9 protein-coding genes are annotated in these 11,112 nt (G+C 72.4%); 3 read left to right on the forward strand and 6 right to left on the reverse strand.

The features are described from left to right. The first annotated feature begins 473 nt into the window (after positions 1–473). Genes ACO229_RS19645 through ACO229_RS19655 form a run of 3 tightly spaced genes read left to right on the forward strand, consistent with a single transcriptional unit; the run spans position 474 to position 3,723 of the window. On the forward strand, positions 474–1,604 hold the full coding sequence (locus ACO229_RS19645) for a Gfo/Idh/MocA family protein (RefSeq protein WP_423465323.1): 1,131 nt from the start codon (positions 474–476) through the stop codon (positions 1,602–1,604). Then, positions 1,601–2,866: a dihydrodipicolinate synthase family protein gene (locus tag ACO229_RS19650; RefSeq protein ID WP_423462531.1), complete on the forward strand. Its 1,266-nt coding sequence runs from the start codon at positions 1,601–1,603 to the stop codon at positions 2,864–2,866. The genes ACO229_RS19645 and ACO229_RS19650 overlap by 4 nt, the downstream gene beginning before the upstream one ends. After that, the gene (locus ACO229_RS19655; protein WP_423462532.1) at positions 2,863–3,723 is read left to right on the forward strand and encodes a sugar phosphate isomerase/epimerase family protein; all 861 of its coding nucleotides are present in this window, start codon (positions 2,863–2,865) and stop codon (positions 3,721–3,723) included. Before ACO229_RS19650 ends, ACO229_RS19655 begins: the two co-directional genes overlap by 4 nt. Positions 3,724–4,262: 539 nt before the next feature. On the opposite strand, the gene ACO229_RS19660 is transcribed toward ACO229_RS19655, so the two are convergent. The 6 genes from ACO229_RS19660 to ACO229_RS19685 all read right to left on the reverse strand — a co-directional run bounded on the left by ACO229_RS19660 (position 4,263) and on the right by ACO229_RS19685 (position 11,076). Further along, positions 4,263–5,003 carry a ferredoxin-NADPH reductase gene (locus ACO229_RS19660; protein WP_423462533.1) on the reverse strand — a complete coding sequence of 247 codons (741 nt, stop codon included), beginning with the start codon at positions 5,001–5,003 and terminating at the stop codon, positions 4,263–4,265. A gap of 5 nt (positions 5,004–5,008) precedes the next feature. Continuing rightward, positions 5,009–5,848, reverse strand: coding sequence for a carbohydrate ABC transporter permease (locus ACO229_RS19665; RefSeq protein ID WP_397412920.1), 840 nt, complete (start codon positions 5,846–5,848; stop codon positions 5,009–5,011). Then, entirely contained in the window at positions 5,848–6,798 is a 951-nt protein-coding gene (locus ACO229_RS19670; protein WP_423462534.1) for a carbohydrate ABC transporter permease, read from the reverse strand. The genes ACO229_RS19665 and ACO229_RS19670 overlap by 1 nt, the downstream gene beginning before the upstream one ends. Further along, on the reverse strand, positions 6,798–8,093 hold the full coding sequence (locus tag ACO229_RS19675; RefSeq protein WP_397412918.1) for an ABC transporter substrate-binding protein: 1,296 nt from the start codon (positions 8,091–8,093) through the stop codon (positions 6,798–6,800). The genes ACO229_RS19670 and ACO229_RS19675 overlap by 1 nt, the downstream gene beginning before the upstream one ends. A gap of 65 nt (positions 8,094–8,158) precedes the next feature. Further along, the gene (locus tag ACO229_RS19680) at positions 8,159–10,057 is read right to left on the reverse strand and encodes a DUF2264 domain-containing protein (protein WP_423462535.1); all 1,899 of its coding nucleotides are present in this window, start codon (positions 10,055–10,057) and stop codon (positions 8,159–8,161) included. Beyond that, positions 10,054–11,076: a hydroxyacid dehydrogenase gene (locus tag ACO229_RS19685; RefSeq protein WP_397412916.1), complete on the reverse strand. Its 1,023-nt coding sequence runs from the start codon at positions 11,074–11,076 to the stop codon at positions 10,054–10,056. The genes ACO229_RS19680 and ACO229_RS19685 overlap by 4 nt, the downstream gene beginning before the upstream one ends. Between the last annotated feature and the right edge of the window lie 36 nt (positions 11,077–11,112).

The raw sequence follows: 11,112 nt of genomic DNA on the forward strand, positions 1-11,112 counted from the left end.
GCGTCCGCCGAGGCCGGCGGTGTGAGTGACGTCGGCGGTGTGCGCCGAGGTCGGCAGCTTCCTGCGAGGCCGGCACCTTCCTGCGAGGTCGGCACCTTCCTGCGAGGTCGGCACCTTCCTGCGAGGTCGGCACCTTCCTGCGAGGTCGGCAGTTTGCCTCGAGGTCGGTACAGGCCTGTGCCGACCTCGAGGCAAACTGCCGAGTCTGCGGTACAAACTGCCGACCTCGAGGCAAACTGCCGAGTTCGCGGCGCAAACTGCCGACCTCGAGCCCATGACTGCCACCGCAGCGTGCACGACCGCCACCGCAGCGTGCACGACCGCCGCCGCACCGTGCACGGCCAGCACCATCCATGTACTCCCCCGGAAACCTGCGCTATTGTCAGCCCGGAAAGCGCATTCCCGGACTGTGCGACAGTCCGCGGACGAACACCGACGATGGAGTCCCGCCCGTGACCACACTTCGCATCGCCATGAACGGCGTCACCGGCCGCATGGGTTACCGCCAGCACCTCGTGCGCTCGATCCTGCCGATCCGCGACCAGGGCGGCATCACGCTCGCCGACGGTTCGCGCGTCCAGGTCGAGCCCGTGCTGGTGGGCCGCAACGCGGACAAGCTCAAGGAGCTCGCGGCCAAGCACGACGTCGAGCACTGGACCACCGACGTCGACGCAGCCATCAAGGACGCCGACATCGTGTTCGACGCCGCGATGACCAACCTGCGCCCGGCGACGCTGACCAAGGCGATGAAGCAGGGCAAGCACGTCTTCACCGAGAAGCCGACGGCGGAGACCCTCGCCGAGGCCATCGACCTGGCCCGGCTGCAGGCCGAGACCGGTGTGACCGTCGGCGTCGTGCACGACAAGCTGTACCTGCCGGGCCTGGTGAAGCTGCGCCGCCTGGTGGACGAGGGCTTCTTCGGCCGCATCCTGTCGCTGCGCGGCGAGTTCGGCTACTGGGTGTTCGAGGGCGACTCGCAGCCCGCCCAGCGCCCCTCGTGGAACTACCGCGCCGAGGACGGCGGCGGCATCACCACCGACATGTTCTGCCACTGGAACTACGTGCTGGAGGGCATCCTCGGGCAGGTCAAGACCGTGACCGCGAAGACCGCCACGCACATCCCGACCCGCTGGGACGAGCAGGGCCGCGAGTACGCCGCCACGGCCGACGACGCCGCGTACGGCATCTTCGACGTGACCACCCCGGGCGGGGACGACGTCGTGGCGCAGATCAACTCCTCGTGGGCCGTGCGCGTGTTCCGCGACGAGCTGGTCGAGTTCCAGGTGGACGGCACGCACGGCTCCGCCGTCGCCGGCCTGCGCGAGTGCCGCGCCCAGCACCGCGCGCACACCCCCAAGCCCGTCTGGAACCCGGACCTGCCGGTCACCGAGCCGTTCCGCGACCAGTGGCTCGACGTCCCCGCGAACGCCGACCTCGACAACGGCTTCAAGCTGCAGTGGGAGGAGTTCCTGCGCGACGTCGTCGCCGGGCGCCCGCACCGCTACGACCTGCTCTCGGCCGCGCGCGGCGTGCAGCTCGCGGAGCTGGGCCTGCGGTCGTCCGCGGAGGGCCGCCGCATCGACATCCCGGAGATCACCCTGTGAGCGGGGTCGCCGTCGTCCTCCCCGTGTTCGACGCCGAGGGCCGGGTCGCCGGTTCCGAGGCCGTCGAGCTCAACGCCCCCGGCCCCTGGACGACGCCGTCCGCCCCGATCACGTCCCGCATCGCCTTCGCAGCCGCCCACGTGGTGCCGCAGGTCGGTGCGGAGAACGTGCCGGGCGCACCCGCCGTCGTCGACTGGGACGCGACCCTCGCCTACCGGCACCGCATCTGGGAGCACGGGCTCGGCGTGGCCGACGCGATGGACACGGCCCAGCGCGGCATGGGCCTCGACTGGGCGGCGACGCAGGAGCTCGTCCGGCGCTCGGCGGCCGGGGCGGCGTCCGTGGGCGCGCGCGTCGCGTGCGGTGCGGGCACGGATCAGCTCGACCCGGCGGTCGTCGCAGCGCTCCAACCCGGTGACGCCGGCCTGGCCGTCGTCACCGAGGCCTACCGCGAGCAGGTGCACGTGGTGCAGGACGCCGGGGCGCAGGTCATCGTGATGGCGTCCCGCGCGCTGGCCCAGGTCGCCCGAGGCCCCGAGGACTACGCCCGCGTGTACGACGCCGTGCTGGCCGAGGCCGACCAGCCGGTGATCCTGCACTGGCTGGGCACCATGTTCGACCCGGCACTGGCGGGCTACTGGGGCTCGGACTCCGTGGACGACGCGACCGCGACGTTCCTCGACCTGATCCGCGCGCACCAGGCACGGGTCGACGGCGTCAAGGTGTCGTTGCTCGACGCCGCGCACGAGGTGGGGCTGCGCCGCTCGCTGGCGGCGCTGCCCAGCCCGGTGGTCGAGCCTGTCGAGACCGGGGTTTCGACAGGCTCAACCAGCAGTAGCGTACGGCTGTACACGGGCGACGACTTCAACTACCCGGAGCTCATCGCGGGCGACGAGCAGGGCCACTCGGACGCGTTGCTCGGCATCTTCGCCGCGATCTACCCGGCGGCCTCCACGGCCCTGCAGGCGTTCGACGCCGGGGATGCCGAGGGCGGCCACAAGATCCTGGCGTCGACCGAGGCACTGGGGCGGCACATCTTCGCAGCGCCGACGTACTACTACAAGACCGGCATCGCGTTCCTGTCCTGGCTGAACGGGTTCCAGTCCGGGTTCTCGCTGGTGGGCGGCCTGCACTCCGGCCGGTCGGTGCGGCACCTGATCGAGCTGGCCCGCCTGGCCGACGGCTGCGGCATGCTGCTCGACCCGCCCCTGGCCGCCGCGCGCCTGCGGGCGTTCCTCACGACGAACGGGGTGGCCGCATGAGCCGGGCATCGCTCAACACCGCCACCGTCAAGCACGCCTCGCTGGCCGAGGCGTGCGAGGCGGCGGCCACGGCGGGCTTCGGCGCCGTCGGGCCGTGGCGCGACGTGGTGCAGGCCGTCGGCGCGCCGCAGGCGGCGCGCATCATCGCGGACGCCGGGCTGCGCGCGTCGTCCCTGTGCCGCGGCGGGTTCCTCACCGCGGCGGACGACGCCGGCATCCGCGCCGCGCTCGACGACAACAAGCTGGCGATCGAGGAGGCCGCGACGATCGGCACCGCTGAGCTGGTCTTCGTCGTCGGTGGGCTCGTGGGCTCGACTCCGGGCGGCGCCCCGACGTCGGACGTGGACCGCGACCTCGTGGCGACGCGCGGCCGGGTGGCCGACCGCATCGCCGACCTGGTGCCGTTCGCCGCGGAGCACGGCGTGCGGATCGTGCTGGAGCCGCTGCACCCGATCTTCGCCGCCGACCGCGCGGTGATCTCCACGCTGGCGCAGGCACTCGATCTGGCGGCGCCGTTCGCGGCATCGGAGGTGGGCGTGGTGGTCGACACCTACCACGTGTGGTGGGACCCCTCGCTGCAGCGGTCGATCGCGCGGGCCGGGCGGGAGGACCGCATCGCGTCGTACCAGGTGTGCGACTGGGCGCTGCCGCTCGCGGCCGAGCCGCTGAACTCACGCGGGCACGTGGGCGACGGGTACGTCGACTTCGCGACGATCACCTCGTGGGTGCGTGACGCGGGGTACGTGGGCGACGTCGAGACCGAGATCTTCAACGAGGAGATCTGGGCCCGCCCCGCGGCGGAGACGGCGGCGACCGTCCTGGACCGCTACCGGCAGCACGTGGCCCCGCACCTCTGAGCGGCTCCGGGCGGGGCCGCTGCGATACAGGGGCGCGGGGCTCCTGGCCCCCGGTCCCGGCGCGCCGAGGCCCCAAGGCCCCGCGGCCCCGCAGCCCTGCGGCCCCGCGGCTCGACCCAGAGACCGGGAGGCGGAGGCCGCACTGCGCGTCAGTGAAGGTGCCCCGCGGAGGTGGGTTGCTGTCTGTAGACGTTGTCTACTGTCCGCAACCCACCTTCGCGGGGCACCTTTCCGCCTGGACGAGTCGGCGAGCGGGACGCACCGGCCGAAGCGGGCCGAGAGGACATGCCGTACAGGTCGAGCAGGTCGAGCGGCCGACCTGGCGGGCCGAGCGGCCGACCTGGCGGGCCGAGCGGCAGGCCTGGCAGGCAGGTCGAGCGGCCGGCCTGGCGGGCCGAGCAGCGGGCCTGGCAGGCAGGCCAAGCGGCGGACCTGGGGGCAGGCCGAGCGGCGGACTGGCGGCCCGAGCAGCGGGCCTGGCAGGCAGGCCAAGCGGCGGACCTGGAGGCAAGCCGCACGGGCGGAGCCGCGTGGCGGGTCTAGCGGGCGGAGCGCAGGACGAAGCGGCAGGCGCCCCAGACCGCGAACAGGAGAGGGGCGGCCGCGAAACCCAGGCCGACCGCCGGGCGGGTCGCCACGAGCGACACCAGCAGGCCGAGCACGACGAGTGCGCCGGCCGTGAGGTACCAGCGGCGCGCACCGAGGACGAGGGCAGCCAGGAGTACGTCGCGCAGGCGCGCGCCCGGCATCTCCGGCACGGCGGTCAGAGCGAGGACCGCGGTCGCGACCGCACCCACGGCCAGCGTGACCAGCACCGGGATCGCGACCGCACCCGCCGTCCGGCCCCAGAAGAACACGATGTCGACGGCGGCCACGACGACGGCACCCGTGGCGAGCGCCCCGATCGCCAGTCCCCGGCGCAGGTGCCGGCGCCAGGCGCGTGCGAAGGTGCGCACCACCGCCGTCGACCCGTCCGCGCTGAAGCTGCCGAACACCGCGAAGGCGGCGATCAGCGCCGGGCCGAGCAGAGGTGCCGTGAGGGCCGCGAGCGGCCAGGTCGCGGCGACGTCGGTCGCCACGACCAGGGCCACCAGCGGCAGGCAGGCGACCGCCAGCAGCAGGTTGGTCATGAGGCCCGTGTAGACCGTGCCGAACACCAGCTCGTAGGTCTCGGGACCGATCAGGGCCCGCCGGCGCCGCGGGGCGGAGCCGGCACCGGCCCGGCCCGCACCCACGGAACCCACGGAACCCACGGAACCCACGGAACCCACGGAACCCACGGAACTCATCCCTTCACGCCCGTGGTCGCGATGCCCTGGACGAAGTACCGCTGGCCGAGCAGGAAGATCAGTGCGATCGGCAGCACCGACAGCACGGAGCCCGTCATGATCAGCGCGTGCTCGGCGTTGTACTCGCCGATGAACGACTGCAGGCCGATCTGGATGGTCCACAGCTCGCGGTCGCGCAGGTAGATGAGGGGACCGAGGTAGTCGTTCCACGTCGAGACGAAGGTGATGATCGTCAGCGACGCCAGCGCCGGCACCGACAGCGGCATGATGATGCGCCACCAGATGCCGTACTCGTTGAGCCCGTCGATGCGCGCCGCCTCCGACAACGAGTCGGGGATCGACTCGTAGTACTGCTTCATGAGGAACACGCCGAAGGCGCCGAACGCCTGGAGCAGCATGATCGCCCACAGCGTGTTGTTCAGGCCCCAGCTCGAGAGCATCTGGAACTGCGGGATCATGTAGGACTGCCAGGGCACCGCGATGGTCCCGATGTACAGCAGGAACAGCGCGTCGCGGCCCGGGAAGCGCATCTTGGCGAAGCCGTAGGCAGCGAAGCTCCCGGTGAGCACCTGCAGTGCCGTCACCGCGACCGAGAGGACCAGGGTGTTGCGCACCCAGGTGACCATGTCGGCCTTGACCCAGATGTCGAGGTAGTTGCGCCACTGCACAGGGTCCGGGATCCACTCCACGGGCGCCGTGAACACCTGGTTGTTCTGCTTGAGGGACGAGATCACCATCCAGGCGAACGGGAGCATGATGCCCGCCGCGGCGACGATCATCACCGCGTAGAGCAGCACCCGGCCGGACCTCCGGAGGGCGGACGGACGGGCGGCCATCACGCCTCCTTCCGCTTGTTGTACAGGAACTGCACCACGGTCACGGTGATGCAGATGAAGAACAGGACGACGGCGACGGCCGAGGCGTAGCCGAACTCGAACTGCTCGAAGCCCTTCTGGTAGATGTACTGGCTGAGCACGAGGGTCGCCTGACCCGGGCCGCCGTCGGTCATGACGAGGATCAGGTCGAAGACCTTGAAGCTCTGGATCGTGACCATGACCGTCACGAAGAACATCGTGGGTCGCAGGCAGGGCAGCGTGACGTTCCAGAACCGCTGCCAGGCGTTCGCACCGTCGATCCGCGCGGCCTCGTGCAGCTCACCCGGCACGGTCTGCAGGCCGGCCAGGAACAGGAGCATGTAGTAGCCCATGTCCTTCCAGGTGCCCACGATGATCACCGCGGGCATCGCCCAGTCCTTGGAGACCGTCCAGCCGGGCATCTCACCGCCCACGAACAGGCTCAGGAACTGGTTGATCGGCCCGTACTCGGGGCTGAACAGCATGTTCCACACCACGGCGACCGCGACGATCGACGTGATGTACGGGAAGAAGGCGACCGTGCGGAAGAAGGCGGCGCCGCGCAGCTTCTGGTTCAGCAGCAGCGCCAGGCTCAGCGACACGACGATGGTGATCGGGATGTGCAGCGCGGCGTAGTAGAACGTGTTACCGAGCGCGGTGTGGAAGCTCTTGTCGCCGATCAGGCGCTCGAAGTTGTCCAGGCCCACCCACTGGGCGGCGCCGAAGATGTTCCAGCTCGTCAGCGAGATGTAGAAGAGCGTGAGCACCGGCACGAGCGTGAGCACGGCGAAGCCGATGAAGTTCGGCAGGATGAACGTCCAGCCCACCAGCGCGTTGCGCAGCTTGAGCGACGTGCGCGGCCTCCGGAGCGGCGGGCGCCCGGGCTGCGTGAGCCCGAGCGTCCGCCGGTCGTCGGCGACAGGTGTCGCCATCAGCCGACCTCGTTGGCGACGCGCTCCTCGGCCTCCGTGATCGCCTCGTCCACCGGGGTGGACTCGGACATGATCGCCGAGTGCGTCTCGCCCAGGATGGTCTGGATCGCGGCCGTCTGCTGACCCACCGGGTTCTCCGGCAGGGTGTCGTGCGTCGTGTAGGCGAAGCGGGACAGGTCGTCCTGCGGCGTGCCGTCGAGCCCGAAGATCGCGTCGGCCACCGTGTCGTCGATCAGGGCCGGCGTGATGCCGATCCCGGCGAGCGCCGCGGCACCCTCGGGGCCCGCGGCGAACCGGAGGAAGTCCTTCGCGGTCTCGACCTTGGACTCGTCGATCGCGGAGCTGATGCCCATCGTGGTCGGGTCACCGAACGTGACGGGGGTGTTCTCCGTGCCGGTCGTGGACTCGTCGAGCTGCGGGATCGGCGCGATGCCCCACTCGAAGGTGTCCGCGGCGCCCGACTCCTGCTCCGCCACCAGCGTGCCGATGTACCAGGAGCCCATCGGCAGCATCGCGGCCTTCTGGGTGCCGAACTGCGACTGGTAGGCCAGCTCGTTCGTGGTCACGGTCGCGTACGACGGCTGTGCGCCGGCGTCCTGCAGCGCGAGCTCGCGCTCGTAGTACGGGGCCAGGAACGAGAAGTCGCCGCCGTCGAGCGAGGCGCCCGGCGTCTGCGCGAGGGCGAAGCCCTGCACGGTGGACTGCCAGCTGTGCAGGTAGGTGCCCGTGACCTCCTTCTCACCGATGCCCTCGGTGAGCTGCTCGGCGGCCTCGGCGTAGTCGTCCCAGGTCCAGGACCCGTCGGGCAGGTCGACGCCGGCCTTCTCGAAGAGGTCCTTGTTGTAGTACAGGAGCCACGAGTCCTGGCGGTACGGCACCGCGTAGGTGGCACCGTCGACCGCCATCTGCTCCAGGCCGCCCGTGGCCGGGTCGAGGTCGGCCGCCACGTCGGAGATGTCGAGGAGCGTGCCGCCCTCCTGGAACGTGATGTAGTTCTTCAGGTTCTTGACGATGAAGACGTCCGGCGCCGCGCCCGCGGACAGGTCCGCGGTGAGGGCCGTGTCGTAGTCGTCACCGGCGGGGTACTCCTTGAGCTCCACGGTGACGTCCGGGTTCGCCTCGTGATAGGCGTCGGCGAGCGTCTGGAACTCCGGCGTGGAGGCGAAGTCCCAGCCGGCCAGGCTGATGGTGACCGGGCCGTCGGCGGCCGCGGGCTCCTCCTGGCTGCCGCACCCGGTGAGGGCCAGCGACGCGACGGCGGCGATGCCGAACGCGCTCGTGATCTTGCGGTTCATTCCTACTCTCCTTCGAGTTGGTCGTGCGGCGCCCCGGTGAGGGGGTCATCGGGGCGCGGGGTGGGTCAGGGCAGGGTTGCCGTGGTCAGCACGCCGTCCGGCCAGGTCACGACGGCCTGGCCGGGGGTGAGCTCGAGCCGGGGCGCCGGGTCCTGCGGTCCGGCGGCACCCCGCCCGAGGCGGACGCCGACGCCGGTCCAGCCCTCCGGCACCGGCGCGTACCGGAGCCAGGGGGTGGTGGTCGGCCCGGCGAGCGGCGTGGCGTCGTCGTGCGTGGTCGACCCGCTCACCGGGGCGACGTCGCCGAGCAGCGGCACCAGGGTCGAGTCCAGGTCGGGGCCGGCGGCCCAGCCGCCGATGCGGAGCGCCGTCGCCCGGGCGTCGGCCCCGTGCACGACCCGCACCAGCCGGACCTCCCAGGCACCGCGCACGATCGACACGGTGGTGATCTCCCCGGCCGCCGTCGCGGTGCCGGGCCGGCCGGACCCGTGGTCGGGTGCAGTGGTGTCCGCGCGCAGCCAGTGCGCGCCGGCCACGGACCCCAGCGCGACGGCCACGGCGGGGCGACCGGGAGCGTCCGGCGGACCACACTCCACGGGCACGGTCTCGAAGCCCGCCCGGTGGGTGACCCGGTCGGCTGCGTCGAGCAGCACCACCGACTGGTCCAGCGGCGAGAGCCACGCCTCGGGGTCCAGGAGCGGGGAGGTCACGGTCGAGTAGCCGAGCCGCGCGTACAGCGGCGAGTCCCCGCCGTCCGTGCCGGGCAGCGCGTGATCGGTGCCGTGGTTGATCACGCGTACGATCCCGTCGTCCTGCGTGGCGCTGACGGCCCAGCCGGGTGCGGCCGCGACGGTGAGCACGTCGCCGACGTCGACCGGGAGCGGCTCGGGCGCCGCCGTCCACACCTCGTGCGTGGCGGGCAGGGCGAGCCCGAGCAGGCCCTTGCTCGCCCAGTACGGCGACCCGGTGCCGCTGTACCGCTGTGCGAGGGGCCGCCAGGGCTGGTGCCAGCCGAGCGTGAGCAGCCCGTCCGGACCGGGCACGTCGTGGTCGGCGAAGTGCCGCACGATGCGGGTGGCCGCCTCCCGGAGCTGACCCGGCCGGCCCACGCCCGCCACGGCACCGGCCCAGAACGGGGCGGCCGCCGCGAAGCGGTAGGTGAGGCTGCGGCCCTGCAGCAGGGGCGCTCCGTCGGCGCCGACCAGCGCGAGCGCGTCGTCCAGGTAGCGCGCCAGGTGCTCCCGGTCCGACGCCGAGCGCACGGCCAGGTCGTCGCCGGCCGCCGCGGCGACGTCGGCCGCGCCGGACATGCGCGCCCACAGCGCGGGGTACAGGTGCAGGGCCCAGCCCGCGTAGTGGTCGAAGCTGCGCTCCGGGCCGTCCGCGAACCAGCCGCCCGGGCGGCGGAACCGGTCGTGGGCGGCGAGGTCCCGGGCGACGTCGTCCGCGGAGAACGGGCCGCCGACCGACCGCAGGAACGTCTCCACGACGATCCGGAACCAGACCCAGTTGTTGTCTGGGTAGTCGTCGTCGCCCACCACGGACGCGAGGTAGCCGACCACGTGCTCCTGGGCCGACGGCGCCAGCCGGTCCCAGATCCACGGCCGCGTCAGGTCGAGGATCAGCGCCAGCGAGGCTGCCTCGACCTTGGCCTGGCCGTGCTCGTCCGGCCGGGTCCAGCGTTCGGGGTGCGCGGGGTCGGTACCGGCGGCCAGGCCCGCGGCGTACCGCTCGGCGAGGCCCGTGGGGTCCGCGCCGTCCTCGCCCGCGAGCCGGAAGCCCGCCAGGAGGAACGTGCGTGCGAAGCCCTCCAGCCCGTCCACGGCCGTGCCGTACCCGCCGGGTGTGCCCGGCAGCGTGACGAGCGACCCGCTCGGCGACGCGTAGGGCTCGACGGCCGCCAGCAGCCGGTCGGCGTAGGCGGCGAGCCAGGCGCGCTCCTCGGCGCCGGTGCGGGCGGTCATGCGACGAACTCCATGTCCTCGCGCGTCACGGCGCTGCGGGAGGCCTCGCCCCGGGCGTACCGCTCCAGCTCGTCGAGCGCGGCCGCCGTCATCCGCCGGGTCTCGGTGCCCAGCGAGCCCGCGACGTGCGGCGTGATCATGACGTTCGGCAGGTCGTAGAGCACCGACGACGCAGGCAGCGGCTCCGGGTCGGTGACGTCGAGCATCGCGTAGAGGCGGCCGGTGGAGCACTCGCGCTCCAGCGCCGCGGTGTCGACGACGGCGCCGCGCGCGGTGTTGATGAGCGTGGCGCCGTCGGGCAGCAGGGCGAGCTCCCGTGCGCCGATCAGCTTGCGCGTCGAGGGCAGCTCGGGGGCGTGCAGCGACACGATGTCGGAGGCCGCCAGCAGCTCGTCGAGCGGCACCAGGCGGGCGCCGGCTGCGGCCACCGCGGCCGGGTCGGCGTACGGGTCCGCGACGAGGATCTCGCGGGTCTCGGGTCCGGAGCCCGGCACCGTCAGCCGCGTCACCACCTGCCGGCCCGTCCGGGAGAAGCCGACGATGCCGATCACCCGGTCGCGGTTGGACAGGGCACCGTGCTCCTCGAGGTAGGACCAGTCGTCCCGGCGCTTGCGGGCGATGTTCGCGAGGAACGGCGCCTTCTTGCCCGCCATGAGGATCGCGGCCACCGTGAACTCCGCGACGGGCAGCGCGTTCTCCGTCACCGCGTTGGTGACGAGCAGCCCGCGGTCCCACACGGCGTCGGACACCAGCGACCGGACCGAGCCCGCGCAGTGGAGCACGGCCCGCAGGTTCGGGGCGAGGTCGAGCACGCCGGCCGTGATCCGGGGCGCACCCCACGAGGTGACCAGCACCTCGACGTCGGCCAGGCGAGCCCTCGCCTCCGGAGTGTCGTAGGCGGTCACGCGCGCCGGCTCGCCGAGCCTCGCGATCGCACGCAGCCGCGAGTCCTCGTCGGGGCCGAACTGCATACGCAGTGCCCGGTCGTCCATGACGAGCAGGGCCTCAGGTCGCCGCACCACCGCGCTCCTCTCCATCGAGTCCGCGTTCACCTG

The sequence above is a fragment of the Promicromonospora sp. MS192 genome, assembly GCF_049532985.1.
Taxonomy (GTDB): Bacteria; Actinomycetota; Actinomycetes; order Actinomycetales; family Cellulomonadaceae; genus Promicromonospora.

Coding starts and splice junctions, on each gene's coding strand:
- ACO229_RS19645 (WP_423465323.1), top strand. CDS start 474: ATGAACGGCGTCACCGGCCGCATGGGTTACCGCCAGCACCTCGTGCGC.
- ACO229_RS19655 (WP_423462532.1), top strand. CDS start 2,863: ATGAGCCGGGCATCGCTCAACACCGCCACCGTCAAGCACGCCTCGCTG.
- ACO229_RS19665 (WP_397412920.1), bottom strand. CDS start 5,848: ATGGCCGCCCGTCCGTCCGCCCTCCGGAGGTCCGGCCGGGTGCTGCTC.
- ACO229_RS19670 (WP_423462534.1), bottom strand. CDS start 6,798: ATGGCGACACCTGTCGCCGACGACCGGCGGACGCTCGGGCTCACGCAG.
- ACO229_RS19675 (WP_397412918.1), bottom strand. CDS start 8,093: ATGAACCGCAAGATCACGAGCGCGTTCGGCATCGCCGCCGTCGCGTCG.
- ACO229_RS19680 (WP_423462535.1), bottom strand. CDS start 10,057: ATGACCGCCCGCACCGGCGCCGAGGAGCGCGCCTGGCTCGCCGCCTAC.